19 protein-coding genes and 1 pseudogene are annotated in these 18,461 nt (G+C 72.8%); 6 read left to right on the plus strand and 14 right to left on the minus strand.

Annotation, left to right across the window (positions count from 1 at the left end):
- Positions 1-2: 2 nt before the first annotated feature.
- Positions 3-1,193 (plus strand): annotated as a pseudogene (locus tag AB0F89_RS02860) (ATP-binding cassette domain-containing protein); the annotation flags it as partial.
- A 197-nt stretch (positions 1,194-1,390) separates the two neighbouring features.
- Here AB0F89_RS02860 and AB0F89_RS02865 read toward each other — a convergent pair.
- Together AB0F89_RS02865 and folP are read right to left on the minus strand one after the other, a co-directional pair.
- Entirely contained in the window at positions 1,391-2,287 is an 897-nt protein-coding gene (locus AB0F89_RS02865; protein ID WP_367132249.1) for a glucosyl-3-phosphoglycerate synthase, read from the minus strand.
- Positions 2,288-3,148, minus strand: coding sequence for a dihydropteroate synthase (gene folP, locus AB0F89_RS02870; RefSeq protein ID WP_367132251.1), 861 nt, complete (start codon positions 3,146-3,148; stop codon positions 2,288-2,290).
- Between the two features lie 126 nt (positions 3,149-3,274).
- Between folP and AB0F89_RS02875 the strand changes: the two genes are divergently transcribed.
- The 3 genes from AB0F89_RS02875 to AB0F89_RS02885 are packed head-to-tail and all read left to right on the plus strand — an operon-like array spanning position 3,275 to position 6,242.
- A complete protein-coding gene (locus AB0F89_RS02875) occupies positions 3,275-4,765 on the plus strand; it encodes a CocE/NonD family hydrolase (RefSeq protein WP_367132253.1) in 1,491 nt (496 codons plus the stop codon).
- Positions 4,766-4,822: 57 nt separating this feature from the next.
- Complete coding sequence (locus AB0F89_RS02880) at positions 4,823-5,203, plus strand: DUF3224 domain-containing protein (RefSeq protein WP_367132255.1); 381 nt, start codon at positions 4,823-4,825, stop codon at positions 5,201-5,203.
- On the plus strand, positions 5,196-6,242 hold the full coding sequence (locus AB0F89_RS02885; RefSeq protein ID WP_367132257.1) for a crosslink repair DNA glycosylase YcaQ family protein: 1,047 nt from the start codon (positions 5,196-5,198) through the stop codon (positions 6,240-6,242). The genes AB0F89_RS02880 and AB0F89_RS02885 overlap by 8 nt, the downstream gene beginning before the upstream one ends.
- On the opposite strand, the gene AB0F89_RS02890 is transcribed toward AB0F89_RS02885, so the two are convergent.
- The 3 genes from AB0F89_RS02890 to dapE are packed head-to-tail and all read right to left on the minus strand — an operon-like array spanning position 6,235 to position 8,621.
- The gene (locus AB0F89_RS02890) at positions 6,235-6,771 is read right to left on the minus strand and encodes a TIGR00730 family Rossman fold protein (protein WP_367132259.1); all 537 of its coding nucleotides are present in this window, start codon (positions 6,769-6,771) and stop codon (positions 6,235-6,237) included. The genes AB0F89_RS02885 and AB0F89_RS02890 overlap by 8 nt on opposite strands.
- On the minus strand, positions 6,768-7,532 hold the full coding sequence (locus tag AB0F89_RS02895) for a TIGR00730 family Rossman fold protein (protein ID WP_367132261.1): 765 nt from the start codon (positions 7,530-7,532) through the stop codon (positions 6,768-6,770). Before AB0F89_RS02895 ends, AB0F89_RS02890 begins: the two co-directional genes overlap by 4 nt.
- A 27-nt stretch (positions 7,533-7,559) precedes the next feature.
- Positions 7,560-8,621 (minus strand): succinyl-diaminopimelate desuccinylase, encoded by a 1,062-nt coding sequence (gene dapE / locus AB0F89_RS02900; protein ID WP_367132263.1) that lies wholly within the window; start codon positions 8,619-8,621, stop codon positions 7,560-7,562.
- 25 nt (positions 8,622-8,646) lie between these two features.
- On the opposite strand from dapE, the gene dapD reads away from it, so the two are divergent.
- Positions 8,647-9,618, plus strand: a complete 972-nt coding sequence (gene dapD / locus AB0F89_RS02905) for a 2,3,4,5-tetrahydropyridine-2,6-dicarboxylate N-succinyltransferase (protein ID WP_367132265.1) — start codon at positions 8,647-8,649, stop codon at positions 9,616-9,618.
- A 169-nt stretch (positions 9,619-9,787) separates the two neighbouring features.
- On the opposite strand, the gene dapC is transcribed toward dapD, so the two are convergent.
- Together dapC and fdxA are read right to left on the minus strand one after the other, a co-directional pair.
- On the minus strand, positions 9,788-10,885 hold the full coding sequence (dapC, locus tag AB0F89_RS02910) for a succinyldiaminopimelate transaminase (RefSeq protein ID WP_367132267.1): 1,098 nt from the start codon (positions 10,883-10,885) through the stop codon (positions 9,788-9,790).
- On the minus strand, positions 10,882-11,208 hold the full coding sequence (gene fdxA / locus AB0F89_RS02915) for a ferredoxin (protein ID WP_367132269.1): 327 nt from the start codon (positions 11,206-11,208) through the stop codon (positions 10,882-10,884). The genes dapC and fdxA overlap by 4 nt, the downstream gene beginning before the upstream one ends.
- Before the next feature lie 146 nt (positions 11,209-11,354).
- Here fdxA and AB0F89_RS02920 point away from each other — a divergent pair, with 146 nt between their 5' ends.
- Positions 11,355-12,098 carry a GNAT family N-acetyltransferase gene (locus AB0F89_RS02920; protein ID WP_367132271.1) on the plus strand — a complete coding sequence of 248 codons (744 nt, stop codon included), beginning with the start codon at positions 11,355-11,357 and terminating at the stop codon, positions 12,096-12,098.
- On the opposite strand, the gene AB0F89_RS02925 is transcribed toward AB0F89_RS02920, so the two are convergent.
- The 7 genes from AB0F89_RS02925 to AB0F89_RS02955 all read right to left on the minus strand — a co-directional run bounded on the left by AB0F89_RS02925 (position 12,074) and on the right by AB0F89_RS02955 (position 18,417).
- Positions 12,074-12,802, minus strand: coding sequence for a hypothetical protein (locus AB0F89_RS02925; protein WP_367132273.1), 729 nt, complete (start codon positions 12,800-12,802; stop codon positions 12,074-12,076). The two genes, AB0F89_RS02920 and AB0F89_RS02925, sit on opposite strands and share 25 nt — an antisense overlap.
- Entirely contained in the window at positions 12,783-13,175 is a 393-nt protein-coding gene (locus AB0F89_RS02930) for a hypothetical protein (RefSeq protein WP_367132275.1), read from the minus strand. The genes AB0F89_RS02925 and AB0F89_RS02930 overlap by 20 nt, the downstream gene beginning before the upstream one ends.
- The gene (gene mshB / locus AB0F89_RS02935) at positions 13,172-14,011 is read right to left on the minus strand and encodes an N-acetyl-1-D-myo-inositol-2-amino-2-deoxy-alpha-D-glucopyranoside deacetylase (RefSeq protein WP_367132277.1); all 840 of its coding nucleotides are present in this window, start codon (positions 14,009-14,011) and stop codon (positions 13,172-13,174) included. Before mshB ends, AB0F89_RS02930 begins: the two co-directional genes overlap by 4 nt.
- A 222-nt stretch (positions 14,012-14,233) precedes the next feature.
- Entirely contained in the window at positions 14,234-15,295 is a 1,062-nt protein-coding gene (locus AB0F89_RS02940) for an ABC transporter ATP-binding protein (RefSeq protein ID WP_367132279.1), read from the minus strand.
- Entirely contained in the window at positions 15,292-16,473 is a 1,182-nt protein-coding gene (locus AB0F89_RS02945; RefSeq protein ID WP_367132281.1) for an ABC transporter ATP-binding protein, read from the minus strand. The genes AB0F89_RS02940 and AB0F89_RS02945 overlap by 4 nt, the downstream gene beginning before the upstream one ends.
- Positions 16,470-17,426 (minus strand): ABC transporter permease, encoded by a 957-nt coding sequence (locus tag AB0F89_RS02950; protein WP_367132283.1) that lies wholly within the window; start codon positions 17,424-17,426, stop codon positions 16,470-16,472. The genes AB0F89_RS02945 and AB0F89_RS02950 overlap by 4 nt, the downstream gene beginning before the upstream one ends.
- Positions 17,419-18,417: an ABC transporter permease gene (locus tag AB0F89_RS02955; protein ID WP_367132285.1), complete on the minus strand. Its 999-nt coding sequence runs from the start codon at positions 18,415-18,417 to the stop codon at positions 17,419-17,421. Before AB0F89_RS02955 ends, AB0F89_RS02950 begins: the two co-directional genes overlap by 8 nt.
- Positions 18,418-18,461: the final 44 nt, after the last annotated feature.

The raw sequence follows: 18,461 nt of genomic DNA on the forward strand, positions 1-18,461 counted from the left end.
CGATGAGGCGGCTGGTGCTCGCGGTGGTGGCCGGGGTGGCCGCCGAGCTGGCCGGGATCGGGCTGCTGACCACGGCCGTCTGGCTCGTCGTGCGGGCCGCCGATCAGCCGCCGCTGTCGGCGTTGGCGGTGGCGATCGTGGCCGTGCGGGCGCTGGCCGTGGCGCGCGGCGGCCTGCGGTACGCCGAGCGGTTGGCCGGGCACTCCGCGGTCCTCCGGCACCTGGCGGAGGTGCGCGGCCGGGTCTACGACGCCCTGCTGCGGCGACCGCTGACCGGCGGGGACGCCCTGGCCCGGCTCGTGTCCGACGTGGACTCCGTGCAGGACGCGCTGCTGCGCTGCCTGCTGCCCGCAGTGGTGGTGGCGGTCGTCGGCGTGGTCGCGGTGGCGGCCACCGGGTTCGCGGCGCCCCTGGCGGTGGGGTTCCTGCTCGTCGCGTGCGTCCTCCCGGCCATCGCCCACCGGCTGGCGGTCCGGCACCTGGGCCGGCTCGCGCCGTTGCGGGCGGCGTTGGCGGAGCGGACCGTCGTGCTGCTGGACGGCGCGGCGGAGCTGACGGCGTTCGGCGCGCTGGACCGCGAGCTGGCCGCCACCGGCCGGGTGGTCGACGACCTGGCCGGGCACGAGCGGCGCGGCGGGTCGGGCGCGGCGGTGGTGGCGGCGCTGGCCGTGGTCGTGCAGTTCGGCGTGGCGCTGGCGCTCCTGCGGTCCGGCGCGCCCGCGCACGTCGTGCTCGGCTCGGTCGCCGTCCTGGAAGTGGCGCTGCCGCTGACGCCCGCCGCCCAGCGCTGGGCGGAGGTCCGGCCTTCGGTCCGGCGCGTGCGCGAAGCGCTGGCCACCCCGCCCGCCCCCGAACCGGCCCGCCTCGACCTGCCCGCCGGCCGCGTCGGCGTCGTGGGTCCGAGCGGCGCGGGCAAGAGCACGTTCCTGCGCGCCCTGGCCGCCAACCACCCCGGCGTCGCCAAGGGCGTCCTGGACGACGCGCACGTCTTCCACGCCACCGCGGCCGCCAACGTCCGCCTGGCCCGCCCCGAAGCCCCGTCGGAGGACCTGGACCGGGTGGCCGCCCTGGTCGACCTGGACGTCCCGTGGGACACCGTCGTCGGCGAGGACGGCGACGCGCTGTCCGGCGGCCAGCGCCAACGCCTCCTGCTGGCCCGCGCCCTGCTCGCCGACCCGGACGTCCTGCTGCTGGACGAGCCGGTGGAGGGCCTGGCCGTCGAGCACGGCGACGCCGTCCTGCGCCGCGTCCTCGACCACGCCCGCGGCGCCGTCGTCCTGGTCACCCACCGCCTCGCGCCGCTGGTCGACTTCGACCGGGTCCTGGTGTTCGAGGACGGCCGGATCACCCAGGAGGGCACTCACGCCGAGCTGCTGGCGATCCCCGGCCACTACCGCGACCGCTGGAGCACCGAGCGCATGGCGGGCCGGTCCTCGGCGGGCACGTCCACCGGCGACGGCAGCCACTCGCCGTCGAACGGCACGAACTGCGTCAACGACGACGACACCGGCACGCCGCAGCGGCGCAGCGCCGTCACCGCGACCTGAGCCGCCATCGGCCCCAGCTGGTGCAGGTCCCGGTTGCGGTGCTTGCGCACGCCCAGGTTGACCTGCGCGATCCCGTCCAGCCCGTAGCGGGCGTGCGCGTCGAGGAGCAGGCCGATCTCCACCCCGTACCCCGGCGCGAACGGCACCGACTCCAGGAACTCGCGGGTGCCCGCGTACTCGCCGCCCAGCGGCTGCACGACGCCCGCCAGCTCCGGCCGCAGCGCGTTCAGCAGCGGCCGGGCGGCCAGCTCGGTGACCCGGCCGCCGCCGGTGCCCTCCAGCCGCAGCGGACGCCGGTAGAAGCCCTTCACCAGGTGCACGTCCCGGGTCAGCAGCGGGCCGAGCAGCGCGGGCACGAAGTCCGGCTCCGGTTCGACCAGGTCGGAGTCCAGGAACACCAGCAGGTCGCCGGTCGTGGCCGCCAGCGACCGCCACAGCACCTCGCCCTTGCCCGGTCGCGGCGCCAGTTCCGGCAGCACGTCGGTCCGGTGCACGACCCGCGCGCCGGCCGCCGCCGCCCGCGCCACTGTGCGGTCGGTGGAACCCGAGTCCACCACCACCAGCTCGTCCACGAGACCGCCGAGCAGCGGGCGCACCACGCCGACCACGTCGCCGACCGTGGCCTCCTCGTCCAACGCGGGCAGCACCACGCTGACCGTGCGGCCGCCCTTGCGCGCCAACAGCTCCTCGACCGTCCACGAAGGACTCTGCCAGGTGTTGGCGGCGAACCAGTCCGACATCTACGCCAACGCCCTGAGCGCCCGCGCGGGCGGCCGGGCGCCGGCGATGCTCGCCACCATCTCCACCACCCGCCGGGTCTGCCGCACCTGGTGCGCCCGGAACACCCTCGCGCCCGCCCACGCGGCCACCGACGTCGCCGCGAGCGTGCCGTCCACCCGGTCGGCCACCTCCGCGCCCAGGGTCTCGCCGACGAAGTCCTTGTTGGACAACGCCATCAGCACCGGCCACCCGGTGGCGACCAGCTCGTCCAGCCGGCGCAGCAGCTCCAGGCCGTGCCAGGTGTTCTTGCCGAAGTCGTGCGTCGGGTCGATCAGCACGCCCGCCGCGGGCACGCCCAGCGCCACCATCCGCTCGGCCCGCTCCACCAGCTCCGCCGCCACGGCCGCCACCACGTCGGCGTACCGGACGCGGTGCGGGTCGGTGCGCGGCGGCAGGCCGCCGGTGTGCGAGCAGACGATGCCGACGCCGAACTCGGCCGCCACCTCCGCCAGCGCCGGGTCCGCGCCCGCCCACGTGTCGTTGATCAGGTCCGCGCCCGCCTCGCACACCGCGCGGCCCACCTCGTGCCGCCACGTGTCGACGCTGATCACCAGGTCCGGGTGCCGCTCGCGGACGGCCGCGACGAACGGCACGACCCGGCGCGCCTCCTCGGCGGCGTCCACCACCTCGCCCTTGGCGCCCGCCTTGACCCCGCCGATGTCGACGATGTCCGCGCCGTCGGCGACCGCCCGGTCCACCGCGGTCATCGCCGCCTCGTCGGAGAAGGTCGCGCCGCGGTCGTAGAACGAGTCGCGCGTCCGGTTGACGATCGCCATCACCAGCGCGCGATCCCCGGCGACCTCTCGTGACCCGAACCGCATGACCGCATCGTGCCACGTCACCCGGGCCGGTGAGCTGCGTCACAGACGATGCTACCCGCCAGTAGAGATCCGCTTTACTCGCCGGTAACACCCTGCGTGATCCCGGTCACGGTCAAGGAGGACCCTGTGCGCCGATCACCCGCCCTGCTCCTCGCCGCCCTCGTGGCGCTCGTCCTGGCGCCGCCCGCCCAGGCCGCACCCGGCTTCGCGGTGTCCTACGAGACCATCCCCGGCCAGGGCGGCACCCCGCTCCGGGCCTTCGTCGTCACCCCGACCGGCCAGGGCAGCGGACCGTTCCCGCTGCTCGTGCTGCCGTCCAGCTGGGGCGTCAACAACATCGAGTACGTCGGCGCGGCGGCCAAGCTCGCCTACCAGTCCGGCTACTCGGTGATCAGCTACACCTCCCGGGGCTTTCACGACTCGGGCGGCGAGATCGACGTCGCCGGGCCGGACACCGTGGCCGACGTCAGCCGGGTGATCGACTGGGGCGTCGCGCACGCGGCCGGCGACCCGGCGCGGGTCGGCGTCGGCGGCATCTCCTACGGCGCGGGCCAGTCCCTGCTGGCCGCCGCGGCCGACCCGCGGGTCAAGGCCGTGGCGGCGCTGAGCACGTGGACCGACCTGGCCCGCTCGCTCTACCCGAACGAGACGGTCAGCGCCCAGGCCGTCGAGCTGCTGATGGCCGCCGGGCACCTGACCGGCCGGCCCGGACCGGTGCTGCGCGAGGCGGAGGCCGCCTACCGGGAGGACCGGTTCGCCGACGTGCTGCCCATCTCGCCGCCCCGCTCCCCCGCGTCGAAGGTGTCCTCCATCAAGGCCGCCGTGATGATCGGCAACGCGTGGAACGACGGGCTGTTCGCGCCGAGCCAGGTCACCGACTTCTTCGGCGCGCTGACCGGCCCGAAGCGGCTCATGCTCTCGCCCGGCGACCACGCCACCGCCGAGCTGTTCGGCGCGGCCGGGCTGCCGAACGAGATCTGGGCGTCGGTCGGCCGCTGGTTCGACCACCACCTCAAGGGCGTGGCCAACGGCATCGACCGCGAGCACCCCGTGCAGGTCAAGCCGAACAACGGCGGCGGCTGGCGCTCGTTCCCGACCTGGGCGGCGGCCACCACCGGGACCGACACCGTGCCGCTGGCCGCGGACCGGATCGGCGCCGGGTGGCCGACCATCGCCGAGAGCGGCGCGGTCCTGGTGACCGGCGCGCTCCAGGCCTTCCTGAACGTCCCGGTCGGCGTGTCGACGCCGTTCATCGACCGCGGCGCGGCGGCCGTGTGGCGCGGACCCGTGCGGTGGACCGCCACCACGGTCAGCGGCACGCCGCGCGCCCACCTGACCGTGACGCCCAGCGCCGCGCGGACCACGCTCTACGCCTACCTCTACGAGGTGAACGCGCTCGGCCTGGGCGCGCTGGTCACGCACAAGCCGGTGACGCTCACCGGCACCGCGACCAGGACCGTCGACCTCGACCTGGAGCCGGTGGTCTGGAACGTGGCCGCGGGCAACCGGCTGGTGCTGGTCGTCGACACCGTGGACGCCCGCTACCGGGGGTCCAGCGCGCTGGGCTCGTCGGTGGCGTTCGGCGCGGACTCGTGGCTGGCGGTGCCGCGAGGCTGACCACACCTCACGGAGCCCGACCGCGCCTGACGGCACCGGGCGCGAACAGGTGCCAGGATGCCCCGCATGGAATCGAAGTCGACGTTCAAGATCACCCGGTGGGACCAGACCGTCTACGACGAGGCGGAGCCGCAACTGGGCCGGGCGCTCGTGGACAAGGTCTACAGCGGGGCGCTGGAGGGCACGAGCACCGCCGAGCTGACGATGTGCCAACCGTCGGACGGCTCGGCGGGCTACGTGGGCACCGAGCGGTTCGTCGGCACGCTGGACGGCCGGTCGGGGACGTTCGTGCTGCAGCACGGCGCGATCATGTCCGCGGCCGGCGAGCGGTTCTGGGGCCACGTCGTGCCGGGGTCCGGCACCGGCGAGCTGGCCGGCATCTCCGGCACCGCCCGGCTGGAGCACGAGCTGATCACCCTGGACCACGACCTTGGCTGACCGGGAACGGGTGATCGCCTACCGGGTCGCCGCGCACCAGTTCGACCGGACCGCCGCCGGCCCGGCCGACCTGCGGGTGTTCGACCTCGGGCTGCAGGACTCCGAGCGGTCGGCCGTGCCCGCGCTGGCCGCGCGGCTGGACTCGCCACCGCCCGACCTGGACGCGTTCACCCTCACGTGGAGCGTGCGGGGCGCGCCGCACTGGCACCGCACGGCCGACGTGCCGGCGCTGGCGGCCCGGCTGTGGCCGTTGAGCGACGCCGACGCGGTGACCCGGATGGGCCGGCCCCCGGTCGAGGACGGGCTGGCCGCGCTGCACGAGGTCGCGTCGGCGTTGCGCGAGGTGGTGACCGGGCCGATGACGAAGGGCGAGGCGTCGTCCCGGCTCACGCCCCTGGTGCGGCCCGAGCTGACCGGCTGGTGCCGGGGCTGCGACGCCACGCACGTGCTGGACCCGGTCTTCCGGCTCGCCGCGCTGCCCGCCGGGCTGCGGTTCGACCCGGCCGCGAGGACCGTCACGTTCGTGCCGCTGGAGGGGCGCGCGGACGTGCCGCGGACGTCCAGCGGGTTCGGGGCGCTGATCGGCGACTACCTGCGGCTGCACGGCCCGGCCGGGCCGTCGGAGGTGGCGGCCTACTTCGGCGCGCCGGTGCGCGAGGTGAAGGACGCGTGGCCGGACGACCTGGTCGCGCTCTCCAAGCGGGCGTGGCTGCCCGCCGACCGGGTGGCGGCGTTCGAGGACCCGCCGGAGCCCGAGCTGGTGCGCCTGCTGCCGCCGCTCGACCCGTACCTCAACGCCCGCGACCGCGACCTGCTCGTGCCCGACAAGGCGCACCAGAAGCAGGTGTGGCGCGTCCTCGGCCGGCGCGGCGCGCTGCTCGTCGACGGCGACGTGCTGGGCACCTGGCAGGCCAGGGCGGTCGGCCCCCGGCTGGAGGTGAAGGTCTCGCCCTTCGTGCCGCTGGACGTCGGCATGTTCGCCGAGGAAGCCGCCCGGCTGGCCGCGGCCCGGGGCTTCGCGGGGGCCGGGGTCAGCTAGCGCACGCGTCGAGCGCGGCTTCGACGTCGTCGGTGACGACCAGCGAGTCCATCGCGAACCGGGACACGAAGCCGCGTTCCCGCAGCTCGTCCAGCCACGCGACCAGACCCTGGTAGTGGCCGTCCACGTCCAGCACCACCACCGGCTTGGCGTGCACGGACAGCACCCGCGACGTCCACACCTCGAACAGCTCCTCGCAGGTGCCGATGCCGCCGGGCAGCGCCAGGAACGCGTCGCCGTGCGCCTCCATCAACGCCTTGCGGTCGCGCATCGTCTCGACCACCAGCAGGTCGTCGGCGTCGGAGTCGGCCAGCTCGCGGTCCACCAGGCCGCGCGGGATCACGCCGGTGGTGCGGGCGCCGCCCTCGCGGGCCGCCCGCGCCACCTCGCCCATCATCGACGTGCGGCCACCGCCCCACGTCAGCGACCAGCCGCGGGCCGCGATGCGCGCGCCGACGTCGGCCGCCAGGTCCAGGTAGCTCCGCGGGACCGTCTTCAACGACCCGCAGTACACGGTCACTGTGATCAATGCGCGTCCGCCCACGCCTTGTGCGCCTCGTTGACCACGCGCACCGCGTCGTCGATGTCGTCGGTCAGGTGGAGCAGGTCGAGGTCCTTCTCGCTGACCTTGCCGCTCTCCAGCACCGAGTCGCGCACCCAGTCGTACAGGCCCTGCCAGTAGGACTTGCCGAACAGCACCACCGGGAACTTGGTGACCTTCTTCGTCTGCACCAGGGTCAGCGCCTCGAACAGCTCGTCCAGCGTGCCGAACCCGCCCGGCAGGCAGATGAACGCCTGCGAGTACTTGATGAACATGGTCTTGCGCACGAAGAAGTAGCGGAAGTTCACGCCCAGGTCGACCCATGGGTTCAGGCCCTGCTCGAACGGCAGCTCGATGCCGAGCCCCACCGAGAACCCGCCCGCCTCCGAGCAGCCCCGGTTGACCGCCTCCATCACGCCCGGACCGCCGCCGGTGATCACCGCGAACCCGGCCTCGGCCAGCGCGCCGCCCAGCTTGCGGCCGATCTCGTACTCGGGGTGGTCGCGGCCGGTGCGGGCGGACCCGAACACGGTCACCGCGCTCGGCACCTCGGCCAGCGCGCCGAAGCCCTCCACGAACTCCGCCTGGATCCGCAGCACCCGCCACGGGTCGGTGTGCACCCAGTCGCTGTGGCCGCGCGAGTCCAGCAACCGCTGGTCCGTCGTGGTCAGCTCGTCGCGACGCCCGCGCCGCAGGACGACCGGCCCGCGCTGCTTCTCCCTGGGGTGCTCGTCCACGCCATCCGTCATTGCCGGGAGTCTAGCCGCGGCGCGCGCTCAGCCCAGGAAGCGGCGCAGGACTTCGACGCACCGACCGATGTCGTTCACCGGGACGTGTTCCCGCTGGGTGTGCGCCAGCGTCGGGTCGCCGGGGCCGAAGTTCACCGCGGGCATGCCGAGGGCGGCGAACCGGGCCACGTCCGTCCAGCCCAGCTTGGCGACCGGGGCGCCGCCGGCGGCCTCGACCAGTTCCCGGGTGGTCGGCGCGGTCAAGCCGGGCAGCGCGCCCGCGGACGAGTCGGTGACCGTGACGTCGTAGCCGTCGAACAGCTCGCGCAGGTGCCGCTCGGCCTGCTCGGGGGTGCGGTCGGGCGCGAAGCGGTGGTTGACCGCGAGCACGGCCTCGTCCGGCACGACGTTGCCCGCGACGCCGCCGCCGATCCGCACCGCCTGCAGGCCCTCCCGGTAGCGGCAGCCGTCGATCTCGACCTCGCGCGCCTCGTACGCCTCCAGCCGGCGCAGCGCCTCGCCGAGGGCGTGGATCGCGTTCACGCCCATCCAGCCGCGGGCGGTGTGGGCGCGGACGCCCGACGTGCGCACGTCGACCCGCATGGTGCCCTGGCAGCCCGCCTCGACCACGGCGTTGGACGGCTCGCACACGATCGCCAGGTCGCCCGCCAGCCACTCCGGCAGCTCGCGCTCGACGCGCCCCAGGCCGTTGCGGACGGCTTCGACCTCCTCGCAGTCGTAGAAGACGAAGGTGAGGTCGTGGCGCGGTTCGGCGACGGTGGCGGCGACGTGCAGCATCACCGCGTCACCGCCCTTCATGTCGACCGTGCCGCAGCCGTGCAGGACGCCGTCCTCCAGCCGGGACGGCAGGTTGTCGTTGATCGGCACGGTGTCCAGGTGGCCCGCCAGCACCACGCGGGACGGGCGGCCGAGGTTCGTGCGGGCCAGCACCGCGTTGCCGTTGCGCACGACTTCGAGGGCGGTCTGCTCGCGCAGCGCGCGCTCGACCAGGTCGGCGATGCGCTCCTCGTCGCCGGAGACGCTGGGGACGTCGACCAGCGCGGCGGTCAGCGCGACGGGATCGGCGGCGAGGTGCAGGGTGTCGGCCACTCGGAGCACGTTACCGTTGGCACCCGTGAGCACCGCAAATCCCACCGGCGCGTACGGCGTCGGACTCGCCACCGTCACCCCCACCGGCGCTGTGCTGGACACGTGGTTCCCGTCGCCGTCGCTCGGTGACGCGGAGGCCGGCGTGGCGCTGCTGTCGTCCGCGGAGGTGTCGGCGGCGCTCGGCGAGGCCGCCGCCAAGCAGCTCGGCGCGGACGCCGAGCGCGACGTCGAGGTCATCGGCGTCCGGGTCGGCATCGGGTCGCTGGCCGACGCGCCCACCTCGACCTACGACGTGTGGCTGCGGCTGCACCTGCTGTCGTCCCGGCTGGTCCGGCCGCACGGCGCGAACATGGACGGCGTGTTCGGGCTGCTGAACAACGTGGTGTGGACGAACTTCGGGCCGTGCGCGGTGGACGGGTTCGAGCAGACGCGGCTGCGGTTGCGCTCGCGCGGGCCGGTGTCGGTGCACGGCGTGGACAAGTTCCCCCGGATGGTGGACTACGTGCTGCCGACGGGCGTGCGGATCGCGGACGCGGACCGCGTGCGGCTGGGCGCGCACCTGGCGTCCGGCACGACCGTGATGCACGAGGGCTTCGTGAACTTCAACGCCGGGACGCTGGGCGCGTCGATGGTGGAGGGCCGCATCTCGGCCGGTGTGGTCGTGGGCGACGGCTCCGACGTCGGCGGCGGGGCGTCCATCATGGGCACGCTGTCCGGTGGCGGGAAGCAGGTCATCTCGATCGGCGAGCGGTGCCTGATCGGGGCGAACGGCGGCGTGGGCATCTCGCTGGGTGACGACTGCGTGGTCGAGGCGGGCCTGTACGTCACCGCGGGCACCAAGGTCACCGGCGCCGACGGCGCGGTCGTCAAGGCGGGTGAGCTGTCCGGCATGTCCGGCCTGCTGTTCCTGCGCGACTCCACCACCGGCGCCGTCAAGGTCCTCCCCCGCAAGGGCTCCGGCGTCGCCCTGAACACCGCCCTCCACTCCAACGACTAACCCGCGAGAGTCCAACGCTCAACGCACGAGAGTCCAACGTTCAGAGCACGAGAGTCCAACGCTCAGCGCACCTGAGTTCAACATTCGGCAGACCGAGCGGTCGGTCCGAGCGTTGAACTCAGGGGTCGCGAACGTTGGACTCTCGCGGCTTGAGCGTTGGACTCTCGGGTCAGGGGGTGAGGCGGGTGGTGGCGGTGGTGATGGCGGAGTCGGTGGCGGTCAGGGCGATGCGGACGTGGCGGTCGCCGGTCGGGCCGTAGAACGTGCCCGGCGCCGCCAGGATGCCGCGCTCGGCCAGCCAGGCGACGGTGTCCCAGGCGTCCTCGCCCCGGGTCGACCACAGGTACAGGCCCGCCTCGGAGTGGTCGACGGTGAACCCCGCCGCGGTCAACGCGGGCAGCAGCAGGTCACGCCGCGCCCGGTAGCGCTCGCGCTGCACGGCCACGTGCGCGTCGTCGTCCAGCGCCGCCGTCATCGCCGCCTGCACGGGCCGCGGCACGATCATCCCGGCGTGCTTGCGCACCTCCAGCAACGACGCCACCAGCGCCGGGTCGCCGGTCACGAACCCCGCCCGGTACCCGGCCAGGCTGGACGACTTCGACAGCGAGTGCACCGCCAGCAGCCCCTCCGGCGACCCCCCGCTGACCGACGGCGCCAGCACGGACACCGGCGACGCCGTCCACGCCAGCGCCAGGTAGCACTCGTCGGACGCGACGACCGCGCCCACCGCGCGAGCGTCGGCCACGGCCTGAGCCAGCCGTGCCGCCGACAGCACCCGACCGGTCGGGTTGGACGGCGAGTTCAGCCACACCAGCGACGTGCCGGGCGGCGGCGGCTCGCCGTCGGCCAGCCGCACCACCGAGGCGCCGGCCAGCCGCGCGCCCACCTCGTACGTCGGGTACGACAGCGCCGGGATGGCCACCACGTCGCCCGGTCCGAGGCCGAGCAGCGTCGGCAGCCACGCCACCAGCTCCTTGGACCCGATGGTCGGCAGCACCGCCGCCGGGTCGAGGCCGGTGACGCCGTGCCGCCGCGCCAGCGCGCCGACGACGGCCTCCCGCAGCGCGGGCGTGCCGTGCGTGGTCGGGTAGCCGGGCACGTCGGCGACCGAGCCGAGGGCGTCCCGGATCAGCTCGGGGACGGGGTCGACCGGGGTGCCGATGGACAGGTCGACCACGCCGCCGGGGTGCGTGCGCGCCTTGGCGGCGTGGTCGGCCAGCGAGTCCCAGGGGAAGTCCGGGAGCCGCCGCGTGGTGCGAGAGGTCACTCGTGCGACGCCTGCGGGGGGAGGGCCTTGATGAACGGCGGGTCCGCGCTGACCTTGCCGACCTTGGACGCGCCACCGGGGGAGCCCAGCTCGTTGAAGAAGTCCACGTTCGCCTTCGTGTACTCCTTCCACTCGTCCGGCACGTCGTCCTCGTAGTAGATGGCCTCCACGGGGCACACCGGCTCGCAAGCACCGCAGTCGACGCACTCATCCGGGTGGATGTAGAGCATCCGGTCGCCTTCGTAGATGCAGTCGACGGGGCACTCTTCGATGCACGCCTTGTCGAGCACGTCCACGCACGGCTGGGCGATCACATAGGTCACTGCGCTCTCCTGCTCTTGTTCTGGTCCACACCGCGCAAGCCGGAGAGTACGCGGCGGATTCGATTGTCCAACGGTCAGGCTCGCCTTATCAGCACCGTGCCGCAGCTCACAGACCGCCACCCACCTGCGCCGGGCACGATGCGGGGGTGCGGGCGGTGGTCGAGTTGGAGCAGCGGTGCGCGGACGCGTGGCCGGCGCTGGTCGACCGGCCGCTCGGCCAGTGGCGGCTGCGGGCCGCGGGCGGGTTCACCGGGCGCGCGAACAGCGCCCTGACCACGGGAGACCCCGGTCTGCCGGTTGCCGACGCGCTCGCCGAGGTGATCGACTTCGCCACCGCCACCGCCAACGGCATCGCGCCGACCGCGCACGTGGTGGTCGGGGCGCCCGTCGAGAGCCGGGTCGGGGCGGCCGGTTGGCGGGTCGACGTGGACCACCCGGGCGGCGTCGAGTCGCTGGTGATGACCGGCCGGCCGGCTGGGTTCGCCACCCCGAAGTCGGCCGAGGTGAGCATCCTCGGAGCACCGGTTCCCGGATGGTGGGAGCTGACCGCGCGACCGGACCCCACGCCCGCGCAGCGGCACGTGCTGGCGTCCGGCCCGGTGGTGGGGTTCGGCGTGGTCGAGCGGGACGGGGTGGTGCTGGCCGCCGTGCGCGGCGCCGTGGTCGGCGACCTGCTGCACGTGGCGCGGCTCGCGGTGCGGCCCGGGGCGCGCCGGCTCGGCCTGGCCCGCGAGCTGATGGGCGGTCTGGCGGCGTGGGGGCTGGAACGCGGCGCGACGACGTGCGCCCTGCAGGTGGCCGAGCACAACAAGCCCGCGATCTCGCTCTACGAGTCGCTGGGCTGCGTCGAGCACCACCGCTACCGCTACTGGGTGGCGAACCACTCGTAGGCGACCTTGCGGACCCGCTTCAACGCCGACCGCTCGCCGAAGTAGTCGCCGACCACGCCCACCACGGGCAGCATGCCGAGCGCCTGGTGGTAGAGCTTGCCCTGCGGGCGCTTGTCCAGCTCGTCCTCCAGCTTCCAGAGGACCTTGGCGAGCTTCCAGATCGTCGCGCCGATCGCCCGGAACGTGGACCGCTCCCGCAGCTCCTCGGTCAGCTCGGCGGTCTGCTCGTCCTCCTTGTCCCGGTCGACCGGCAGCCCGTCGACCTCGCGCTGGAACAGCACGTGCGCGAGCAGCCGCACCCGGTCCTCGGTGGAGGTGAACCCGTGCTCGCCCGCGATCGCCGACAGCAGCAGCCCCTGCCCCGCCGCACCCAGCGCGGACTGGATGGGCAGCCGGTCGGCGAGCGCGCCGCCGATGCCGGGGATCGCGGCGATCAGCGACACCAGCCTGCCGACCCGGTTGAGCCAGAACTCGTCGCGCTGCCGCACGTCCATCCGGGCCCACGCGGCCGTGCCGGGCACGGGCACCGAGGCCAGCTGGTCCCACAGCTTGTCCACGAGCTTGCGGTCGGCGTCCCGCTCCACCTCGCGGTCGCGCAGGCCGAGCAGGTTGGCGTCGCGCAGGGTGTCGAGCAGCGGCCCGGTCGCGCGGACGAACGGCCGCAGCGCCCGCACCACGTCCCGGTCAGTGATCGTCTCGGGCACCAACCCTCCTCCCCAGGAAGGCGCCCACCGCGATGGCGCCCGGCAACGCGCCGCCCGCGAACAGCACGAGCGTGCGCCAGTCGTTGAGGAGTACCACGTCGCCGCCCGGTCCGAACGCCCCGAACAGCAGCAGCGTGCCCGCCCACACCAGCAGCGGCGACACCGCGGCCACCGTGCGGCGCGCGTGCTCCGACGCGGCACGCACCAGCAGCGGCGTGGTCAGGGCCGCGACCAGCACCGTGATCGGGAACGGCAGGTCGTCCACCCGGGGCAGCAGCGTGCCGTCGAACCGCAGCGGCAGGAAGAACAGCTCCAGCACCGCGAGCACGAACGCCGCCGCCGCGATCCCGGCGAGAGCCAGGCGATCGATCAATCGAGCCCCCCGAACAGGTCGGCCTCGGCGCCGGCCGCCGGGCCCTTGGCCAGCACGTAGTGCTCGGCCTGCACGACGGGCTGCGCGATGCCGTTGGACAGCGCGTAGGCGGCCCGGCCGGAGCCGTCCTGCCACACGCTGATCTGGGTGGAGTGCGCGCGCAGCGCCCGCAGCTTGGCGACCAGGTGCTCGGAGATGTCGATCTCGGTGGTGATGGCGGCGTCGTCGGTGACCGGCAGCTCGCCCGGCTCGGGCAGCCGCCACGGCAGGTCGGCGATCTCCGCCAGCGCCGCCGCGCCCGCCTCGGTGGCCGCGCGGGACGTCACCGCGTGGAACACCCGGTCGACGTCGACGGCCGCCGCGGCGGTGATCTGGTGCGCCCTGATGTGGTCGGGGTGGCCGTAGCCGCCGAACGCGTCGTAGGTGACGACGACCTGCGGCTTCACCGACGTGATGATGTCCGACAGCGCGGCGACCTGCTCGTCGAGCGAGCCGTTGACGAACGCGCGCGGGTGCTGGTTGGCCTCGACGCCCGCCATCCCGGAGTCCCGCCAGCGGCCGATGCCGCCGAGGAACCGGTGGTCGGTCACGCCCAGCGCGGCGCACGCCGACCGCAGTTCCGCGACCCGGTACCCGCCCAGCTGGTCGGCGGCGTCCGCGGTCAGCTCCCGCAGCGCGGGCGGGATGATCTCGCCCTCCTCGCCGAGGGTGCAGGTGACCACGGTGACGTGCACGCCCATCGCCGAGTAGTGGGCGATGGTGCCCCCCGTCCACAGGCTTTCGTCGTCGGGGTGTGCGTGTACCAGCAGCAACCGTGGTGGAGCAGTGAGCGTCACCGGATCAGAGTAAATGGCCGCCGCTTCGCTGTGTTCGATGGCCGCTGCTTCGCAGGCGGCGGCGAGGTCGCCCGGAAGTCGGCAGGTCGCGACCGACCCCGCGAGGTCGCGTCGACCGTTCGCGCCCCGTTCCCGGCGATCACGCTCTTCGATCGCCGGGAACGGGGCGCGAACGGTCGACTTTCAGGCGACCGAGCCTGCCGTCTGCGGAGCAGCGGCCATCTACACAGGCACGACTTCGGCGAAGTGGCACGCGGAGAGCGTGCCCTGGCCGTCGCCGCGCCGTTCCAGCTTGGGCTCCTCGACGGCGCAGATGTCCTGCGCCTTCCAGCAGCGGGTGCGGAAGCGGCAGCCCGAGGGCGGGTTCACCGGCGACGGGACGTCACCGGTGAGCACGATCCGCTGACGGCGGCGCTCCACCTTCGGGTCCGGCACCGGCACCGCGGACAGCAGGGCCTGCGTGTACGGGTGCATCGGCCGCGCGTAGATGTCCTCCCGCTCGCCGATCTCGATGATCTTGCCGAGGTACATCACGGCGACCCGGTCGGAGATGTGCCGGACGACCGACAGGTCGTGCGCCACGAACAGGTACGCCAGGCCGAGGCGCTCCTGCAGCTCCTCCAGCAGGTTCACCACGCCCGCCTGCACCGACACGTCCAGCGCGGACACCGGCTCGTCCAGCACCACGAGCTTCGGGTTGAGCGCGAGCGCGCGGGCGATGCCGATGCGCTGGCGCTGGCCGCCGGAGAACTCGTGCGCGTACCGGTTGCGGTGCTCCGGGTTCAGGCCGACGAGCTCCATCAGCTCGTTGACCCGGTGCTGCACGTCCTTGCCGCTGCCCTCCGGCATGCCGTGGATCTTGAACGGCTCGGAGATCAGCTCGTTGATCTGCCAGCGCGGGTTCAGCGAGGCGTACGGGTCCTGGAACACGATCTGCATGTCCCGGCGCACCTGCCGCAGCCCGCTGCCGCGCAGGGTGGTCAGCTCGCGGCCCTCGAACCGCACCGAGCCGGACGTCGGCTTGTGCAGCTGGAGGATGGCCCGGCCGGTGGTGGACTTGCCGCAGCCCGACTCGCCGACCAGGCCGAGCGTTTCGCCCGGGTACAGGTCGAAGCTCACGCCCGACACCGCCTGGACCTGCCCCACGGTGCGCGGGATGATGCCGCCGCCGCGCACCGGGAACGACTTGACCAGGTCCTTGACCTCCAGCAGCGGGTTCTCGCCCGGACGGCCGCCGGAGTCGAGTCCCCCGGCCTGGGGGTTGTAGTCAGTCGAGGTCGTCATGACGTCGGCTTCTCCTCTTCGTGCAGCCGCGCTTCCACCACGTCGACGTCCTCGCTCACCGGCATGCCCGGGTTCGCCATGGTCAGCGCCGCCGGGTTCTCCACCACGCCGATCTCGTCGTGGGCGAACAGCCGCTGCGGGTTCTCGATCGTGGCCAGGTGCGCGGAGCGGTGGCACCGCGCGAAGTGGCCTGCCCGGTCGGTCTCCAGCAGCAGCGGCTCGGTCTCGCGGCACTCGTCGATGGCCAGCGGGCAGCGGGGCGAGAACGAGCAGCCCCGCGGCAGGTTCATCAGCGAGGGCGGCGCGCCCTTGATCGGGGTGAGCCGCTTGCCCAGCATCTCCGGGTTCGGGATGGAACCCAGCAGGCCGACCGTGTACGGCATCCGCTGCGCCTCGAAGACCTCGTCCACGGTGCCCTGCTCGACCACCGTGCCGCCGTACATCACCTGCACGCGGTCGACCATGCCCGCCACCACGCCCAGGTCGTGCGTGATGACCATGATCCCGGCGCTCGTCTCGTCCCGGATGCGCAGCAGCGTGTCCAGGATCTGCGCCTGCACCGTCACGTCCAGCGCCGTGGTCGGCTCGTCCGCGATGATCACGTCCGGGTCGTTGATGATCGCCATGGCGATCATCGCGCGCTGCCGCATGCCGCCGGAGAACTCGTGCGGGTACTGCGCCGCACGGCGGTCCGGCTGCGGGATGCCGACCAGCTCCAGCGCCTCGACGGCCTTGGCCCAGGCCGCCTTCTTCGACACGTCGTGGTGCGCCTGGTGCGCCTCGGCGAGCTGCCAGCCCACCGTGTACACCGGGTTCAGCGACGTCATCGGGTCCTGGAAGATCATCGACACGCCGTTGCCGCGCACCGGCTGCATCTGCTTGTAGTTCAGGCCGACCAGCTCGCGGTCCCTGAACTTGATCGAGCCGCCGATCCGCGCGGTCTTGGGCAGCAGGCCCATGATCGCCATCGACGACACCGACTTGCCCGACCCCGACTCGCCCACGATGCCCAGCACCTCGCCGGGGCCGAGGGTGAACGACACGTCGCGCACCGCGTGCACGGTGCCGTCGTCGGTCGGGAAGTCCACCGACAGGTTCTCGACCCGCAGCAGCTTCTCGCCGGTCGTGTTGCCCCACGCCGACGACTCGGGCGCGCCCATCACGTCCACCTCACTCATGCCTTCACCCTCTTCTGCCGCGGGTCGAAGGCGTCCCGGAGACCGTCGCCGATGAAGTTCACCGCGAGCGAGATCAGCACGATGAACACGAACGGGGTGAGGAACAACCACGGGTGCAGCGTCAGCTCGTTCTTGTTCAGGCTGATCATCAGGCCCAGCGACGTGTCCGGGCTCTGCACGCCGAGGCCGATGAACGACAGCGCGGCCTCCAGCAGCACCGCCTGCGCGATCGCCAGCGTGGCGTTCACGATGATCACGTCGATGGTGTTGGGCAGGATGTGCCGGAACACGATCCGGAACGTGGACGCGCCCAGCGCGCGGGCGGCCTCCACGAACTCCTTCTCGCGCAGCGACAGCACCATGCCGCGGATCACCCGGGCGATCGACAGCCAGCCGATGAGGCCCAGGTACAGCGCGACGATCAGCCAGTTGCTGCCGCCGCTGCCGCCCGCCACCGACACCACGAAGCTGTTGCGCACCAGCACGGCCGCGATGATCAGGCTGGGGATGACCAGCAGCAGGTCGATGAAGCGGCTGATCAGGGTGTCGACCCAGCCCTTCATGTACCCGGCCAGCGCGCCGAGCACCACGCCGATGACGGTGGACAGCACGGCCACCACGATCGCGATCTGGAGCGAGAACTGCGTGCCGCGGATGATCAGGGCGACCATGTCGCCGCCCAGCCGGTCCGTGCCGAACGGGTGGTCGGCGCTGGGCGGCAGGTACCGCTTGAAGCCGAGGTCCGTGTAGGGGTACTTCCAGAACAGGCCGCCGAAGAACGCGAACAGGACCAGGATCACGAACAGGATCAGGCCGAACAGCGCGGCCTTGTGCCGGGCGAACCGGCGCAGGATGACCTGCCACTGCTTGCGCGCCGTGGTCGTGTCGAACGTGCTCGCCTCGCCCGGCGGGGGCGCGGGCGCCTGCGCCACGGGGGAACCGATCTCAGTCAAGGCGAATCCTCGGGTCCAGGAACGCGTACAGGATGTCCGCGATCAGGTTGAACGCGATGATGAACACGGCGGTGAGCATCATGAAGCCCAGGACCTGGTAGGGCTCCTTCATCTCGATCGCCTCGACGATGAACTTGCCCATGCCCGACCAGCTGAAGACCGTCTCGGTGATGACCGCGCCGCCGAAGCCGGCGCCGATGTTCAGCGAGGACACCGTGATGATCGGGATGAGGGCGTTGCGGAACGCGTGCCGGAAGATGGACCGCCCCTGCGAAATGCCCTTCGCCTGCGCCGTGCGCACGTAGTCGGCGTTCAGCGTCTCCAGCATCGAGGCCCGCTGGAAACGGCTGTACAGCGCGAACTGGATGACCACCAGCGAGATCGTCGGCAGGATGTACGCGCCGCTGTACTGGAACAGCTGCTCGCCGAAGCCGCCGCTGAAGCCGTCACCCGGCGGACCCGCCGTGATGATCCACCGGTCGGCGCCGAGGGATTCCAGCCAGTCGTTCAGCTTGATGCCGCCGGCCTTGAGCACCAGGGCCACGCAGAACAGCGGCATCGAGAACATCGCGAACGATATTCCGGTCGCGGTGTAGTCGAATATCGAATACTGTCTGACCGCGCCGATGACGCCGACCGCGATGCCGAGCAGCAGCGCGATCAACTCGGCGCCGAGGATCAGCCGCAGCGTCACGCCGAACGCCTTGACCAGCTCGTCCTTGACGGGCTTGCCGGCGTTGCCGGGAACGACGGACTCGCCCCAGTCGCCGGTCACGAAGTTGCCGGCCCAGTCGACGTAGCGTTCCGCGAACGGCTTGTCGTAGCCGGTCCGCTCGTAAGCGGCGGTGATCTCCGCCGGAGTTCTCGGCTTCGCGAGCTTCCACTCACCAAGGGGATCGCCCATGGCGTTCACTAGTCCGAAGCAGAGGATTGAAGCGACGATCAACAGCGGAATTGAGATCAACAACCGCCGGATTATGTAACGGAACATGACGAGTCTCTAGTCTCCCTAGGCACCCCCGCGTGCGAGCGTGG

This window comes from Saccharothrix sp. HUAS TT1, assembly GCF_040744945.1.
Classification (GTDB): Bacteria; Actinomycetota; Actinomycetes; order Mycobacteriales; family Pseudonocardiaceae; genus Actinosynnema.